This is a genomic window from Sorangium sp. So ce406 (assembly GCF_051474675.1).
In the GTDB taxonomy this organism is placed as follows: Bacteria; Myxococcota_A; Polyangia; order Polyangiales; family Polyangiaceae; genus Sorangium; species Sorangium cellulosum_G.
In genome coordinates this window covers 519,255-535,625 of record NZ_CP150340.1, presented here as the reverse complement: position 1 = coordinate 535,625, position 16,371 = coordinate 519,255, and the positions used below count along the sequence as shown (strand labels likewise).

General features: G+C 71.4%; 8 protein-coding genes, 1 pseudogene and 3 CRISPR repeat arrays. Of the genes and pseudogenes, 5 read left to right on the top strand and 4 right to left on the bottom strand.

Annotated elements, in window-relative coordinates; translation table 11 throughout:
- Positions 1-9: 9 nt before the first annotated feature.
- Together WME96_RS01955 and WME96_RS01950 are read left to right on the top strand one after the other, a co-directional pair.
- Positions 10-1,080, top strand: coding sequence for a hypothetical protein (locus WME96_RS01955; RefSeq protein ID WP_437288488.1), 1,071 nt, complete (start codon positions 10-12; stop codon positions 1,078-1,080).
- Positions 1,081-1,343: 263 nt separating this feature from the next.
- Positions 1,344-2,909 carry an ATP-binding protein gene (locus tag WME96_RS01950; RefSeq protein ID WP_437288487.1) on the top strand — a complete coding sequence of 522 codons (1,566 nt, stop codon included), beginning with the start codon at positions 1,344-1,346 and terminating at the stop codon, positions 2,907-2,909.
- A 10-nt stretch (positions 2,910-2,919) separates the two neighbouring features.
- Here the strand turns inward: WME96_RS01950 and WME96_RS01945 are convergent, their stop codons facing one another.
- The 3 genes from WME96_RS01945 to WME96_RS01935 form a co-directional block, all read right to left on the bottom strand.
- Entirely contained in the window at positions 2,920-4,059 is a 1,140-nt protein-coding gene (locus WME96_RS01945; RefSeq protein ID WP_437288486.1) for a hypothetical protein, read from the bottom strand.
- A 142-nt stretch (positions 4,060-4,201) separates the two neighbouring features.
- Positions 4,202-5,371 (bottom strand): hypothetical protein, encoded by a 1,170-nt coding sequence (locus WME96_RS01940; RefSeq protein ID WP_437288485.1) that lies wholly within the window; start codon positions 5,369-5,371, stop codon positions 4,202-4,204.
- Entirely contained in the window at positions 5,368-6,885 is a 1,518-nt protein-coding gene (locus WME96_RS01935; protein ID WP_437288484.1) for an RNA polymerase sigma factor, read from the bottom strand. The genes WME96_RS01940 and WME96_RS01935 overlap by 4 nt, the downstream gene beginning before the upstream one ends.
- Between WME96_RS01935 and WME96_RS01930 the strand changes: the two are divergent.
- Positions 6,865-7,413: pseudogene (locus tag WME96_RS01930) on the top strand (hypothetical protein); the annotation flags it as partial. The gene WME96_RS01935 and the pseudogene WME96_RS01930 overlap by 21 nt on opposite strands.
- 17 nt (positions 7,414-7,430) lie before the next feature.
- Here WME96_RS01930 and WME96_RS01925 read toward each other — a convergent pair.
- Positions 7,431-7,646: a PIN domain-containing protein gene (locus WME96_RS01925; protein WP_437292448.1), complete on the bottom strand. Its 216-nt coding sequence runs from the start codon at positions 7,644-7,646 to the stop codon at positions 7,431-7,433.
- Positions 7,647-8,832: 1,186 nt separating this feature from the next.
- A CRISPR array of direct repeats spans positions 8,833-10,555; the repeat unit is 36 nt; unit sequence GCTTCAATGGGGCCGCCGCCTTTCAGCGGCGGAGAG.
- A 112-nt stretch (positions 10,556-10,667) separates the two neighbouring features.
- A CRISPR array of direct repeats spans positions 10,668-12,537; the repeat unit is 36 nt; unit sequence GCTTCAATGGGGCCGCCGCCTTTCAGCGGCGGAGAG.
- Positions 12,538-12,646: 109 nt separating this feature from the next.
- Positions 12,647-14,306: direct repeats of the CRISPR family, unit length 36 nt; unit sequence GCTTCAATGGGGCCGCCGCCTTTCAGCGGCGGAGAG.
- A gap of 710 nt (positions 14,307-15,016) precedes the next feature.
- Between WME96_RS01925 and WME96_RS01920 the strand changes: the two genes are divergently transcribed.
- Positions 15,017-15,835, top strand: coding sequence for a hypothetical protein (locus WME96_RS01920; RefSeq protein ID WP_437288483.1), 819 nt, complete (start codon positions 15,017-15,019; stop codon positions 15,833-15,835).
- Positions 15,836-16,073: 238 nt separating this feature from the next.
- The gene (locus WME96_RS01915) at positions 16,074-16,301 is read left to right on the top strand and encodes a hypothetical protein (RefSeq protein ID WP_437288482.1); all 228 of its coding nucleotides are present in this window, start codon (positions 16,074-16,076) and stop codon (positions 16,299-16,301) included.
- Positions 16,302-16,371 lie beyond the last annotated feature (70 nt).

Below are 16,371 nucleotides of genomic sequence, written 5' to 3'. Positions count from 1 at the left end.
CCACCGCCCATGATCCTCTCCAGATTGCACGCTCCCCGCGCGCTCCGTCGCGCCCGCCTCGTCCTCGCCTCCGTCGTCCTCGCCTCGGCGGCCCTGCTCGCGCCCGCGGGCGCCGCTGCGCAGGGCGCTGGCGATCCGACCCTGGCCCAGACGCTGTTCGAGGAGGGGCGCCGCCTGATGGAGGCGAAGTCGTACGCCGAGGCGTGCCCCAAGCTGGCGGAGAGCCAGCGCCTGCGGCCCGGCACGGGCACGCTGCTCAACCTGGCGCTGTGCAACGAGGCGCTCGGCAGGACGGCGACGGCGTGGGGGCAGTTCAAGGAGGCGCTCTTCGCCTCGAAGAAGGAGGGCAACGCGGCGCGCGAGGCGTTCGCGCAGGAGCACATCAGCGCCCTGGAGCCGCGGCTCTCGAGGATCCAGCTCAACGCGGAGGGCACGCCCGGCCTGCTGATCCGCGTCGACGGCCACGACATCCCCGCGGCGGCGCTCGGCACGCCGATCCCGATCGATCCGGGCGCGCACGAGGTCGAGGCGACCGCGCAGGGCTACTCGGTCTGGTCGACGACCGTGCAGGTCGGCGACAGCGCCGACCTGAAGACGATCGCCATCCCGAAGCTCCAGCCGGCGCCGCCCGAGAAGGTCGCCGCGCCAGAGGGGCCCGCGCCGGGCGGCACGTCCGGCGGGACCGGCGGCGAGGGCCTGCGCACCGCGGGGTTCGTGATCGGGGGCGCCGGCGCGGCGGTGCTCGGCGTCGGCGCCGTGTTCGGGATCCTCGCCGCGGGCCAGGCGAGCGACGCGGAGAAGGACCAAGCGCTCTGCCCGAACCAGCAATGCACGCCGCTGGGCCGCAAGGAGATCGACGCGGCGGAGACCAAGGCGCTCGTGTCCACGATCGGCTTCGGCGTGGGCGTGGCCGCGCTCGGCGCGGGCGCGATCCTGGTGCTGACGTCGGGCCCGTCGAGGACGGAAGGGGCCCGCGCCGCCGGGGCGCGACACGGCTCCGCTGGCGGCGGGGTGCAGGCGCGCGTCGTGCCGCTCATCGGTGCTGACGGCGGCGGCGTCGGGGTGCTCGGCAGATTCTGATTCCTCGGGTCAGAAATCCCGCCAGGGCACTGCCTCGCGAACAGAGAGGGAGATTTCAACGCAAAGGCGCAAAGACGCAAAGACGCAAAGATACAGATTCATCATTCTGCTCTTTTTTGCGCCTTCGCGACTTTGCTTCTTTGCGTTGAAATCTCACCTCGCGCAGCGCGAGAGCGTCGCTCGATAGAAGACGGGCACCGACGCGTCAATCAGGGGGTGTCCGCACGTGACATCTGCGCCGGCGCGCGCTCGCTTATGTCTCGATGGATGACGACGGTCCGTTCGTGGAGACGTCTATCACGGCCAGGCTCAGGAGCCGCAAGGACGATGTGATGGATCGCTGGGCGCGCCGGGTGCTCGAGGATCCGGGGGCGCCGAGGGCGCAGCGGCCCGCGGGGCCCTTGCTCGCCCGCGAGGTCCCGGAGCTCTTCGATGATCTCGTCGAGGTGCTCTCGGCGAGCCGGCGCGCCGAGCAGCGCGGCGGCGAGGACGCGGAGCTCCGCTGCGCCCACGCGCGGGTCGAGGAGCACGCGCGCCGCTGCGCCGCGCAGGGGCGCTGCATCGCGGCGGCGCTGCGGGAGCTGTCGCACCTCCGGGCGGCGCTGATCGAGGTCTGTGTCGAACAGGGCATCTCGCTCGGGGTGAGCGAGGCGCAGGTGCTCCACGCGGTCGTGGACGCGAGCATGTGGACGAGCGCCCTCGAGATCGAGGCGGCGACGCGCGCCGCGCTCGAGGACAGCGGCGCGCTGCTGCGGCTCGCCACGCGCGCCGGCGGCGTGGGCGTGTGGGACTACGATACCGTGACCGGCAAGCTGCGCTGGGACGAGCGCTCCCGGGAGGTGGCCGGGCTCGATCCGGCGTCGGAGGTCCGGTACGACGTGTTCCTCGCGGCGGTCCACCCCGACGATCGCGAGCGCGTAGAGGAGGCCGTGCGGCGCTCGCAGACCCCGGAGAGCGGCGGCGAGTACAGCATCGAGTACCGCCTCGTGGGGCTCTGCAACGGGGTGGAGCGCTGGGTCGCCGTGCAGGGTCGCACGTTCTTCGACGCCGCGGGGCGCGGCGTCCGGATGATCGGCACGGTGATCGACGTCACCGAGCGCAAGCGGGCGGAGGCGGCGCGGCGCGAGGAGCTCGTCCGTCGCGGCCGGTTCATGGCGGCGTTCAGCCATTACCTGCGCACGCCGCTGACCTCGATCACGCTGGCGAGCCGCATGCTGACCCACCACGGCAACCTGACGCCGCGCCAGGCGAGGAACGCCGAGCGCATCGCGGCGAGCGCGCGCCGCATGGCGCGGACGATCGACGACCTGCTCGATCTGACGCGGAGCCGCTGCGGCGCGAACGGCATCCCGATCGCGCCGAGGCCGGAGGACCTCCATGCCCTCTGCAAGAGCGCGATCGACGAGCTCAGGGCGGCGCACCCGGGCGTGCCGATCCGGCTCGATCTGGAGGGGAGCGGCGCCGGGCGATGGGACGCCGAGCGCGTCGCGCAGATGGTGACGAACCTCGCGCAGAACGCGGTCGATCACGCCGACCCGGGGAGCGCCGTCGGGGTGACCGTGCGCCCGCGTGGGGGCGATCTCCTGATCGAGGTGCACAACGACGGGCCGGCGATCGCGCCCGAGCTGCTGGAGACGCTGTTCGACCCGTTCCACGAGGCGCCCGCGGGAGCGAGGACGAGCACGGGGCGCGGGCTGGGGCTCGGGCTGTTCATCGCGCAGCAGATCGCGAGGGCGCACGGCGGGGAGATCGCGGTCGAGAGCACGGCGACGCGGGGGACGACGTTCACGGCGAGGCTGCCGCGGACGGCGGAGGCGGCGGGGAGCTGAGGGATCCGCGTCAGGCGACGCAGCAGAACGTGGACGGCGCGCTCGGGTGGAGCTCGCCGACGGGCTCGCCGCCGTGCGGAGCGCAAGCGCCCGGCTCCACGGCCGCGATCGTGGCCGACTTGCTGCCGAGGCCGACGCCGGGAGGCGTGACGACACAGAACGGGACGCTCGAGCCGACGAGGTTCGACGCGAGCAGGTCGGTGCAGCCGGCGTCGCGGTAGACGGACGCCATGATGGTGCAGGAGGCGCCGGTCGGATCGCCGCAGCCGCAGGGGGTGCAGTCGCGGCCGTCGATCACGTCCTTGAAGAAGGTGCGCTTGAGGGCGTAGCCCTCCGGGCAGTCCGCTTCGCCCTCGTGGAAGACGCAGGTCAGGAACCCGGAGGGCGCCGCCGGCACGCACGTCGTCGCGTCGCCGCACGACGTGTACGCCCCGGGGAGGCACGCAAGGGCCCGCGTCGCCCACGGATCGAGCCTGGGGACGGGCGGCGGCTCGTCGATGCGCGGCGTGCACGAGGCGGTCGTGACCGAGGGCGCCGCGATCGTGAGCGACTGCACGCAGGGCTCGCCGTTGCAGAGCTGATCGGCGGGGATGGGGCTCGCGGAAGTGCAGGCGCCGTCCCATCCGTCGGGCGCGGCGAAGGAGGTCGCCACGGTGTCCGGCTCGTCGCCGGGGCAGGAGGCGGAGGAGGATGCCGCCCAGTCGGTGGGGAGCGCGCACGAGGCCTCGGGCGGATCGCACGCGCAGGACGCGCATTCCTTGAGAGGCTGCTGGAGATCGGCGAAGCCCTCGTAGCCGAGCGTCGGCGCGTCGGCGGGGCAGTCGGGGGCGGCCTCGGGCGGGCCGTGCCAGAGCAGCGCCGGGCCGAACCAGCCGAGCGGCGCGGGCGGGGCGCACTGGCCGGAGCACAGTGAGCTGTGCATGTCGCCGCCGGCCGCCCCGGTACCGCCCTCGCCGCCGGTACCACCGGTGCCGCCCTCACCGCCTTGGCCACCGGCGCCGCCCTGGCCGCCTGCCCCGGTATTGGGCGGTGGGTCGCAGTAGCCCAGGTCGATCTCCTCTTGTGTACAGGGACCCGTGATGATGATCGGCTCCTGCTCACAGCCGGCGATCAGCAGCATTCCTGGAACGACGAGCCATGTTGCACGCATGGCTGAGACCCTACTTAACCACCTGTCTTCAGTACAAGACGAATGCGTGAAGAAGAACCTCATGGGCACCATTCCCTCAGTCGAGGAAATTTCTCGCACCTTCAGCGCTGCGGATGCTTACTGAGCTCGTCGTCGGATCGTTTCATAAATTCATCCGTAGGCCGATCCCGAGCGCCACAGCGAGGGCAGGAGCGCTCCAGACGGGGCGTTCGGGCGTGGGGGCGCCCGGGTGGCGAAGGATCGCAGCGCCCACCACCGGGTGAACGACCTCGGCGTGTGCCTGAGCGGATACGTTCCGTGAAAGCGGCGCCTCGATGCCCGCCCGTGCCCCCATTCCGGCGCTGAGATTCCATCGTGATGCCGCGTCGAAAGGGACGCTGGGTGCCGCGCGGAGCATGCCGAGTTCAGCGAGGCCGCAGGCGAACAGGACGCGGCGGTCCAGGCAGACCACGATGTCCGTCGTGATGGTGGACACCGACACGTCCACGGCCTCGATTTTCCCCGCCAGTGCGGCAAGCCCGCGGACCTCCAGCGCGACCGACCACGCCGGCCAGCGGCCGCTGATCGACAGCGCCGGTCCCACCGAAACACCGGGCGTCGGCCCGAGGCCCACGACGGCATCGAGGCCGGCCACCCAGCGGAATCGCTCTGCTGGAACCGGCGGCGCGCTGCTCTGCGGTGCGCGCACGGGCGGCGTCTTGAGCGGCGCGGGTGTCGTTGGCGGCGCATGGGCCGGCTGCGGCGGGCAGGGTTGGTCCGGCGAGCAGGGATCCTGAGGCGGAACGGACTGCCCGGCGGGTGCCGCCGGTGCAGCGGGCGCGGCGGGCGCTGCCGAAAACTCGGCGGGGTCTTCGAGCAGCACGGCGATAGACAACGCCATGGCAGCGACGAGCCGGCGGCAGTCCTTGCGGGAGCTGAAGCCGTCGGCCCAGAGTCCCCGGCCGTTGCCATTGCGGAGGAACATCGAGCCGACGAGCTCGCCGTCCCGGCGCTCGATGGAGGCGGCCATCGTGAGTGGAGCGTTCGCATCGTACGGATCGACGCCGCCCATCTGGCGGGCTGTCTCTGCGCGCAGGAACTGCTCGTCGGGGCACTGCTCGGCGCCGGGCCCCCGGATGAACTCGAGCCGCACGCGAGTCGGCGGGGGGCTGGGCGCGGCGTGGACCGGCGCGATCCCGAGGGCGGAGATCGCCGCGGCGGTCATCGAGGCGAGCGCTGCACACCGTGCTCGCTGCAGGCCTCGTGTGTCGCGGTGCGATGTGCGCCTGCGCGCGGGTGGCGACTGCGGCGACTGCGGCTTCTGCGACGTCACGGGAGTTCCTGTCCCGTGGCGCTGCCGGCGGGCGCGGCGGGCGTGGTTGGTGCGACCGGCTCGGCGGGCGCGGCGCGCGGTGCATCCATCTTCGATCGCAGCCGCTCGCGCATCATCTTCAGCCGGCCCTGCGGAAACCGCCGTTCGTGGGCGGCGATGCGCTCCATCGCGGCGGTCCGGTCTCCTTGCAACAGGGCCTGCTTGGCGGCCTCGAGCAGCCGCAGCTCCTGGGCGAGCGGCTCTTCCTCCTCGTCGGAGCGAGCCTGCTGCTTAGGCGCAGCGGGCCTGTGCTGGCCGAGGACATTCGCCAGCGCCGGCGTCGGTGCTCGAGCGGCGGATGCTTCCCTGTCCGAGATCGCGACGAGCCGGGGCGACTCGAGTCGCGGCGCCTCGCCCGGAAGGCCCGCGGGTGGCGGCGGCGCGCCGGCGTCGACCGCGCTCGAAACGAGCAGCGATCTCGCGACCGGCCCCAGGCGCTCGGCCCAGGAGACCGGCGCGGGAGCGAGCGCTGCGATCATGGCGGCACCGCCGACGGCTGCCGTCCCCCACTCCAGCACCGGGCGGAGGAGGCGTGCAAGACGCAGGAGACGCGCGAGGCGCGGGAGGCGGCCAGGACCATCGGCAAGCGCCTGCTGCGCGGGATCGCTCGGGAGGTCGCGGCCGGTCGCGGGCGTGTTCGTCTCGACGGCGGCGGCGTGGCCGGGGCGCGGCGCGACGACGGCGCGCGAGGAGGCGACGGAGAAGAGCGGGAGCATGAGCAGGCCGGACCGGAGCGCCTGCTGCTCTTCGGGTCGCAGGCGCTTCACGGCGGCGCGGTAGTCCTCGCGCGCGAGGCGCAGCCGGCTCGCGGCGGTGTTCTCGTTGAGCTCGAGCGCGCGCGCGATCTCGTGCACCGGGGTGTCGTACGCGTCGGCCAGGATCAGGATCGCGCGCCGCTCCGGGGGGATCTTCGCCAGCAGGCGGATCGCGACCGCGACCCGCTCCTTCGTGGCGATGCGCTGCTCGCTGCTGGGCGCGACGTCGGTGGCCTGGAAGCACGGCGCGTCCGCGAGGCCCACCGGCACCTCGCGCCGCCGGTAGGCGCGCTCCAGGTGGCGCCGAACCTGTCGCCAGGCGATCCCGAAGAGCCAGGTCGACTCGGATCGCCAGTGCTTGCCGAGGCCGTGGGGGCGCGATGCTCCGGCGGGATCGCGCGGCGCCGGGTGAGGGGGAGGCGGAGGAGCGGCGTCGTCCTGCGGCTGCACGGTATCCACGATGGCGGCGGGCACGGCGGAGACGAAGTCCTGCAGAGGCGGCGAGGTCGGCGGAGGCGAGGCTGGCAGCGGAGGCGGCAAGGCCGGCGGCGAAGGCGGCAAGGCCGTGCCGTGCGTCCTGGCGGGATGAGCGGGGTCGTACCGGGGGAGGCTGGTGTACGCGCGGAGCAGGACCTCCTGCGAGAGGTCGTCGATGTCGTCCTCGGCGACGCCCAGGTACCGGAGCATGCCCGGGAGGACGTGGACGGCGGTGGCGTGCATGGACGCCCAGGTGCTGTGCTGGACGAGGTCGGCAGGAGGGGGAGGGGGAAGAGAAAGAGGGCCCATACTAGGAATTACGGGGGGCTTCCGGGAACCGTCACGGAATCGGCAGGGAGAGGTGGGACGGTGGCCGGGTGGGACGCGGTGCCGATCCCTCGGGGCAAGCGCCCCCGGCGGAGCCGCAGGCTGGACGGGGGCCTGGGGCCTGAAGGCCTGGGCCCCGGCCCCTGGGGTTCCCGGGGGGCGTCCTCTTCGCCGGCTGAGCAGCTCGACCTCGGCGAAGAGCTCGCCGTCGCGCTCAGCGTCACGCACGAGATCGTCGAGGGCGTGCGCGATCACGCAACGCGTGCGGGTCTGCCCGTGGGCCGCTTGCTGCACGTCCGCACCCCCACGATAGGACATGGGGCGATGCCGGACGGCGCCTATGCGCTGGGTTGGGCCACCACGGTGCGGGGTCGCGTGATGCGGGAGGCGCGGCGCGCTGGAGCGACGAAGGTCGACCTGTTCATGGCCGGGCCCCTGGGCGCGGCCTTGTTCCTGGCTCCTCACCAGATGGTGACGACGAGGCCAGAGGCGCGGACTTGCTCATCCTTCGTCACGAGCTCTGCACCGTTGGCGCTCGCGGTCGCCTCGATGAGCCGATCCGCCGGATCTCCATGCAAGGGGAGCCGCGCGGCGAGGGCGGCGACCGCCGGCTCGATCGGCGAGAGGATGGTTCTCCTCGTCGAAGGTCCACTGGTCCGCGTTCTCGACGGGAGCATCGATGTCCCCTGCAAGCCGCACCGAGCCGGTGAGCGGGCCGAACCGCTCGGGGTGGCGCCGAGGGGACGGGGCGAGCGGGGCCACGTCCTTGGTGGAGGGCGTGCTCCCTGCGGCGATACGCTTGGCCCGGAGGCGTTCGACGATGGGGAGGAGCGCCTGGACGTCCTCCTCGGAGAGCTCGGCGAGCTGCTGAACCAGGATCTGGCGGGCCGTCACGGTGGCAAGCCTGCCGAGTGAGGCACGCGCGTTCCACAGCCGGCGCCCCGAACGCTCGGCCCAGGGCGGCAGCGCCCGCGCCCAGGCGCTCGCTTGACGCGCATTCCCATCGTTCAGCCTGGATTTCGCGCGTTGGCGCCGGTCGCGCGCTGACGAGGCCGGGCTCGCTCCCGATAGGGTGCTCGAGCGCCGGGACAGGCAGCGACGATCCGCCTCGACCGGCGCGTGTTCCAGGAGCTGTGCAGCGCGAAGAGAGCCGCGATGTCCACGAGCTGTTCGTCGAGCTGATTTTCCGCCTGCGGCTCCGGAGTTCAAGCAGCCAACGACGAGTCCACAGGCCCAGGACGGCGGCCGGGGTCTCCGGCCCGGCACACGCGAGCTCGGATGTGCCAGCCGGCCTGGACCTGTGCCAAGGCAGAGGGGTCCGGCACCGGCACAACCGCAGTGCATTGCGACACACCGGGTTCCGGACCCCTCGGAAACGCTCAGCGGAGCGATGACGGGGCCGATCTTGTGCCAAAAAGCGCCCGATTCAGCGCAATTTTGTGCCATCCATCCCCTTGGAGCGCGGATTATTGTGCCAGAAGGGGGGTCCGGGACCCTCCGGACCGTGAAGAAGAGCGTCCATGGGGGTCCCGGACCCCTTCGGGGCCGCCGTGCAGAGCGCCTGCCGGGGTGCCGGACCCCTTCCAGGCCGCGATCCACGGCGCCTGCGCCGGTCCGGGGCGCCTTCCGGGCCCCGCCCCGGTCCGTACGTCAGGGCACCGGGGCGCTCCTCGGCCGACCGCGGAGCACGCGCGGTGTAGCGACTCGTCAAGCCGCATGTCTTGCTGGGGTCCCTCGCGTGGAAGCGGCCCAGCAGGTCGGCCCCGCGAGGGAGAGCGCGCCAGAGGAGCCCACGAACGCGCTCATGATCAGCGCGAGCGGCGGAGAGCTCATCCCGCCGACGCCGAGGCAAGCCCCCGACGCGCATCCATGGGGCCGCCGCCTTTCAGCGGCGGAGAGTCCGGGGCCGCTGCTCCAGCCCTCGCAACGCGAGGTGATGCTTCGATGGGGCCGCCGCCCTTCAGCGGCGGAGAGGTTCACCGAGAACGCGGCCGGGGACCCGTTCGACCTGCTTCAATGGGGCCGCCGCCTTTCAACGGCGGAGAGGTCGCCCAGAGCCACTACGCGGCCCTCCAGCTCAGCCCAGCTTCAATGGGGCCGCCGCCTTTCAGCGGCGGAGAGATCGAGGCGGCGGGCGTGGAGAAGTAAGGGCGCATGGCTTCAATGGGGCCGCCGCCTTTCAGCGGCGGAGAGCTTCGTCCGCAAGCGCGGCGACGCGACCCTCCCAGGCTTCAATGGGGCCGCCGCCTTTCAGCGGCGGAGAGATGCAGGTCATCCGGGCCGAGCTCGCCGCGCGCGCGCTTCAATGGGGCCGCCGCCTTTCAGCGGCGGAGAGGGCGGCCTTCGTCCTGCAGCTCTCCGCCGACGTGCCGCTTCAATGGGGCCGCCGCCTTTCGGCGGCGGAGAGTCGGGAGCGGGACGTCGCATGGGGCGCGGCGAAAGCGATTCAATGGGGCCGCCGCCTTTCAGCGGCGGAGAGAGGACCACCGGCGAGCCGATGATCGCGGTTCGCCCTCCGCTTCAATGGGGCCGCCGCCTTTCAGCGGCGGAGAGAGTGCGGATGGGGTCGGCCGTCGTGCGAGAAGGAGCGGCTTCAATGGGGCCGCCGCCTTTCAGCGGCGGAGAGGTGGGCGGGACCCTCGCGGGCCTCGCCCTTGCCACGTTGTGGCTTCAATGGGGCCGCCGCCTTTCAGCGGCGGAGAGCTCCCCATTCCCATGGGCTAGATTCGTCATAGGGAGTATAGCTTCAATGGGGCCGCCGCCTTTCAGCGGCGGAGAGTTGGCGCGGGGTACGCCCGGGTGACGTGCCCTATCACGCTTCAATGGGGCCGCCGCCTTTCAGCGGCGGAGAGCGGAGTTCGTGGAGCGGAGCGGGGCCGAGACGCCGGCTTCAATGGGGCCGCCGCCTTTCAGCGGCGGAGAGCATGGGGGCCGTCGAGGCGGTCGGAGGCATCACGGCGCTTCAATGGGGCCGCCGCCTTTCAGCGGCGGAGAGGCCTTGCTACCATCGAGGGATGGTGGGACGGATGGCTGCTTCAATGGGGCCGCCGCCTTTCAGCGGCGGAGAGCTGAGGGGTCGGGCCCCCGCGGCGAGCCGACCGTCGGGCTTCAATGGGGCCGCCGCCTTTCAGCGGCGGAGAGCGCCGACAGCGGCAGCGATCCCGTGATCAGCGACGTCCTGCTTCAATGGGGCCGCCGCCTTTCAGCGGCGGAGAGCGGGGCGTTCCCCTTCGATCCGGTCAACACGAAATTCAGCGAGCTTCAATGGGGCCGCCGCCTTTCAGCGGCGGAGAGACCCCGCGAGCGAGCTCACCCGGAGCAGGGACCAGGGGCTTCAATGGAGCCGTCGCCTTTCAGCGGCGGAGAGCTGCCGCTCGACGGTCTGGCGCAGCTTGTCCAGGAGCTGCTTCAATGGGGCCGCCGCCTTTCAGCGGCGGAGAGCCCGTGCGGTCCCAAGTCCCGTCCACAGGTTTTCCCAGGCTTCAATGGGCCGCCGCGTTTCAGCGGCGGAGAGCTGCTACGCCGAGGTGCAGACCTATCCGCGTGTGAGGCTTCAATGGGGCCGCCGCCTTTCAGCGGCGGAGAGGCGGCGCTGCCGAAGAACGGTTTTGGTGAGGTCCCGTTGCTTCAATGGGCCGCCGCCTTTCAGCGGTGGAGAGAGCAGAAGGTCCTCGCCGGCGCCACCATGCTTGAGGTCGCGCTTCAATGGGGCCGCCGCCTTTCAGCGGCGGAGAGCCCGGGCGCACGATGCCCGCGTCGATCCTGATCAAGCTTCAATGGGGCCGCCGCCTTTCAGCGGCGGAGAGCGTCCAGGGAGCAGGGGGCAACAAGCTCGCCACGTGGCTTCAATGGGGCCGCCGCCTTTCAGCGGCGGAGAGCCTCGCGAACGCGCTCGCGATCCTGATGCTCCGGCGCGTGCTTCAATGGGGCCGCCGCCTTTCAGCGGCGGAGAGATCGGAGCGAATTCTGCGACGGCCCTTGGTTCCCTCTCAGCTTCAATGGGGCCGCCGCCTTTCAGCGGCGGAGAGGGCCTCCACCTTCTGGACCAGAGTCCGGCCAGCAATGTGCTTCAATGGGGCCGCCGCCTTTCAGCGGCGGAGAGGCGGGCTCTGGGACGCCGAGCGGCTGCCCGAAGCCGCGTGGCTTCAATGGGGCCGCCGCCTTTCAGCGGCGGAGAGGGCCTCGGCTTCACCAGCGCCGACGAGGCCAAGGCGGCGCTTCAATGGGGCCGCCGCCTTTCAGCGGCGGAGAGACCGTGCAGTACGCGCTCGAGCACACCTACACGGTGCTGCTTCAATGGGGCCGCCGCCTTTCAGCGGCGGAGATCTGGTCGAAGTTCGGATCGTCGGCCTCGTCGGCGATGCTTCAATGGGGCTGCCGCCTTTCAGCGGCGGAGAGCCCAGTTGTTGCGCCCTCGGATCGTCACCAGACCTTCCGCGCTTCAATGGGGCCGCCGCCTTTCAGCGGCGGAGAGCGCGGGCGTCGGCGCCCCGACCGCCTTGGCCAGGCGCTTGCTTCAATGGGGCTGCCGCCTTTCAGCGGCGGAGAGTCGGTTCGAGCGCCAGCCGTTCGAGATGACGTCCTAGCTTCAATGGGGCCGCCGCCTTTCAGCGGCGGAGAGAGCGGCGTGCGTCGTGGACCTCGTCTGGTTGCCCCAGGTGCTTCAATGGGGCCGCCGCCTTTCAGCGGCGGAGAGCATGCCGGGGAGGAGCGTGGGCCCGGCGCACTACCGGCTTCAATGGGGCCGCCGCCTTTCAGCGGCGGAGAGCGTGCATGAGCGGCGCGACCGGCTCCAGAAGCCGAAGACGCTTCAATGGGGCCGCCGCCTTTCAGCGGCGGAGATAGCAACCAGCGCGTCAAGGAACAAGGGGAGTGGCAGCTTCAATGGGGCCGCCGCCTTTCAGCGGCGGAGAGCCCTTGAGCGGCGCGGCCTCGTTTCCTTCGGTCCTACGCTTCAATGGGGCCGCCGCCTTTCAGCGGCGGAGAGGTGGTGGGGCGGCGACGGCGCCGTCCGCGTGCTGGCGCTTCAATGGGGCCGCCGCCTTTCAGCGGCGGAGAGGTCCGGCGTCTCATGACACCGGAAGAGCATAAAGCGGGCTTCAATGGGGCCGCCGCCTTTCAGCGGCGGAGAGCCTGGAGGCTCTTGCCGCTGCCCGGGGTGTTCGCGTCGCTTCAATGGGGCCGCCGCCTTTCAGCGGCGGAGAGGCGGACGAGCGGCCGGCGCGCGCGCTGCCGGTGCCGGAGCTTCAATGGGGCCGCCGCCTTTCAGCGGCGGAGAGCAGGATCGCGGGCCTGCAGTCCAACGACGACATCCGCTTCAATGGGACCGCCGCCTTTCAGCGGCGGAGAGGCATCACGCGCGCACCCTTCCTCGGGCCAGCGCCCGCTTCAATGGGGCCGCCGCCTTTCAGCGGCGGAGAGGCATCACGCGCGCAGCCCTTCCTCGGGCCAGCGCCCGCTTCAATGGGGCCGCCGCCTTTCAGCGGCGGAGAGAGAATTTGCGTGTCAGATCGTGCTGAGTGGTACGATCACGCTTCAATGAGGCCGCCGCCTTTCAGCGACGGAGAGCGCGCGTACCCCTCCGCGGTGTGCCTCCCGTACCGCTCGCTTCAATGGGGCCGCCGCCTTTCAGGCGTCGGAGAGAAGGACTTCAACGCGGTCGCGCCGCTCGATCACACGCTTCAATGGGGCCGCCGCCTTTCAGCGGCGGAGAGACCGAAGCTGTTCAGAGGTTAACACGCTATGGAATCGCTTCAATGGGGCCGCCGCCTTTCAGCGGCGGAGAGAGCGGCGCGGCTCGCCTTCCGCGCCGCTACTGAACCTGCTTCAATGGGGCCGCCGCCTTTCAGCGGCGGAGAGCATGGGCCCGCTTTCTCGGTCAGCTACCGCTGTGAAGTCTTCAATGGGGCCGCCGCCTTTCAGCGGCGGAGAGATCGTACACTTTCTTATGCCGCTACTCCGCGGCGGTTAGCTTCAATGGGGCCGCCGCCTTTCAGCGGCGGAGAGCGCCGCTCCCCCTGGGCACGTACGAAACGCCAGGCTGGCAGGCTTTAATGGGGCCGCCGCCTTTCAGCGGCGGAGAGGAACGCTGCCCGGGCCTGGCGGAACTGATCACCCAGGTGCTTCAATGGGGCCGCCGCCTTTCAGCGGCGGAGAGGGCTCAAGCTATGGTGAATCCGATTCGGAAAAATCTCGAGCTTCAATGGGGCCGCCGCCTTTCAGCGGCGGAGAGTGAGTCGTTGTTGGCTCAAGCTAAAACGCTCATTCGTGCTTCAATGGGGTCGCCGCCTTTCAGCGGCGGAGAGCCCATATGCTGGTGATTCGTGATGACTTTCACTACCAGATTCAATGGGGCCGCCGCCTTTCAGCGGCGGAGAGTGTATAGGATCCCGAACCGCGCCCGTTCAGTGCGGGTGCTTCAATGGGGCCGCCGCCTTTCAGCGGCGGAGAGGCTCTCCCCGAGGTGCTCGCCTCGGCCGTCGACAACAGGCTTCAATGGGGCCGCCGCCTTTCAGCGGCGGAGAGCCTCTGGCGTGTGTCCGAGGGCGTCCGGTGCGTTGAGAGCGCGGCTTCAATGGGGCCGCCGCCTTTCAGCGGCGGAGAGCGCGATGATCTCGTGTCCAGGGCTCACGACGACGGCGCTTCAATGGGGCCGCCGCCTTTCAGCGGCGGAGAGTGTTCCGGAATGCCGAGCGCTGCACTCGGTGCGGATAGCTTCAATGGGGCCGCCGCCTTTCAGCGGCGGAGAGGTCGAGCGCTGCGACAGGGTGGGGCCTTACCAGCCACGGCTTCAATGGGGCCGCCGCCTTTCAGCGGCGGAGAGCGGTGGACCCGAACGCGCCGACCGTCCCCGGTCAGCCGCTTCAATGGGGCCGCCGCCTTTCAGCGGCGGAGAGGCCCATCCCCTGGACCGTCCGCCTCTCCGACCTCCCCCTGCTTCAATGGGGCCGCCGCCTTTCAGCGGCGGAGAGACATCCCGATGCTCCAGCGCCTCCTGCCCTGGGAGCTGCTTCAATGGGGCCGCCGCCTTTCAGCGGCGGAGAGGTCATCCGGACGAACCGGAACGGCGAGCTGGAGATCGCTTCAATGGGGCCGCCGCCTTTCAGCGGCGGAGAGGCCTCATCGTCCGAGGCGTCGCGCTCGCCGAGTTCGGGCTTCAATGGGGCCGCCGCCTTTCAGCGGCGGAGAGGCTCTCCTGCTCGCGCCTTGCTGAGGGACGCCCTCGCCTTCAATGGGGCCGCCGCCTTTCAGCGGCGGAGAGCGCTCCGGCGCTGCCTCGCGCTCCCACCCGTACCGCGCTCCCTTCAATGGGGCCGCCGCCTTTCAGCGGCGGAGAGGGGGCCTCCGAGGAGTACCTGCCATTTCGCGCACTTGCAACCTGGTTTGCGCGAGGTTCCCGTCCGGCCCCTCGATCCGGCGGCCGGAGGCGCCTCCGCGCGCCCCCGGCCACCTGAAAATCGATCGTTATTTCAAACACCTGCCGGTCTTGCGAGCGCCCCCCGGCTTTTCCGCGTCACTCCACCGCTCGCAGCCGGAGCTCCCGCCCTCTTCTACCACGCCCCTTCCTCCCCTTGCCCAGCCCTTCCGTTCTCCCGGTCCGCTTTGCCGCCATAAGCACCACCTCCGCCGCTCGCCTCCCTGCCTCCGGCGCCGCCGCCCCCGCCTCGCCGCGCGCGTTCCCCGCCTCGACCGTCTCGGCCCCCACCTCGCCGGACTCATCCCCCACCTCGCCGGACTCATCCCCCACCTCGCCGGACTCACCCCCCACCTCGCCGGCGTCATCCCCCGCGGGGCGCTCGCCTTCCGAGCCGGGGGCCGCCCCCTCCGTCCAGGGGGATCCCGCCCGCCACCCCGGCGCCCCGCCGCCCGGGCCGGGGCTGCCTTCTCTCTCGCCCCGGCGTCCTTTCGCCGCCCCCCGCGGCGCCCTTCTCGACCCGGGGGCCCCGGCGCCGCCCCCGGGGCACGCCCCGACGCGCACACTCCGGACGCACTCCACATGTCGACACCCCACGACGGCCTTGATAGCCGTGCCACTGGGAGGTGGATCATGGCCAAGCTCACCATAGGTCAGAAAGCGGAGCGCGTGCTCCTGCTGCTCATGGGACTCCGCAAGAACAAGGTCGCCGCCGCGCTCGTCGCTCACGGCTTCTCCGATGACGATCTCTCCGAGGGATGGCGCCTGCTCCAGCGCGTCACCCGCACCCGCCTCGGATTCGTCGCCACCGCCGCCGCGACCGACACCGGCTTGATCAACGAGCTCGACGCCTGGGAGAACAAGTGGTTCCCCATCGCGTCCGCGACCCTCAAGCGCCACGCCCCGCAGGCGCACGCGTTCGTGTTCCGCAACCTCACCCAGACCGAGGGCGCCGCCGTCCTCGTCTCCGTCAGCACCTTCGTCGAGCGCTGGGAGAGCCTCGGCAAGTCCAAGGAAAAGGGCGGCCCCGACGCCGAAGGCGATGAGGCCCGCAAGATCCTCGCAAAGCGCGGACTCACCAAGGCCGTCATCGACGAGGCGAAGCAGCTCCTCGCACGCGCCGGAAAGCTCGAGTCTGTCGCCGAGCTCCCGCCCGCCGCCGCCGGCGACGAGGTGTTCGACAAGGCCGAACAGAATCTCTGGGACTGGTACCTGGAGTGGAGCACCATCGTCCAGAGCGCCATCAAGGACCGCAGGACCCTCCGCGAGCTCGGCTTCCGCCGCGCCAGCTCCTCCAAGGCCGCCGCCGCCGAGGAGCCCGCCGGCGACGAGGAGGCCGAGGAGGAAGAGGCCGAGGAGGAGAGCGACAGCGAAACCGCCCCGCTGCAGGCCGAATCCGGCGCGTTCCTCACCGGTGCCCCCGTCGCCGCCGCCGGACGCAAGGGGCGCTGAGCGCGAGAACGCACCGCGCCCACGCTCACTTTCCCACTCCCTGTCTGCCTGCCATCCATCGAATCCCACGTCGCTGCCGCTGCTGTTGCCGCCGCTCACAGCGGCAGCAGCAGCGCGGCACAGCACCGCGCAGCGCGGGCAGTCCGCGCCGGCGGGCAGCACCATCAACACCATTCAAGCACAACATCGATGCGATGCGCGTAATGCGGTGTAACGACTCCGGCCACTCCTCTCGCCCTTGCGCCGCCGCTTGCGCGGGGCGCGCAGGGAGGCGCTCCAGGAGGGCCAGCTCGGGACGCGGGCGAGGCAGTTCGAGAAGAAGCTCGGCCGGCCGCTCGCCGAGGCCGAGCGCTCCGTGCTGGCCGAACGGTTCGACCGGCTCGGACCGGATCGCCTCGACGACGTCCTCCTGGAGCTCCCCGCCGGCGCGCTCGCCGCCTGGCTCGCGGCCCCGGCGGCAAGCTGACGACAGCCTTGCCGATGGCCGGCAACGCCTCGACGTGACGTACGCCGGTGCCGCGCCCGGCTCGCAGCCC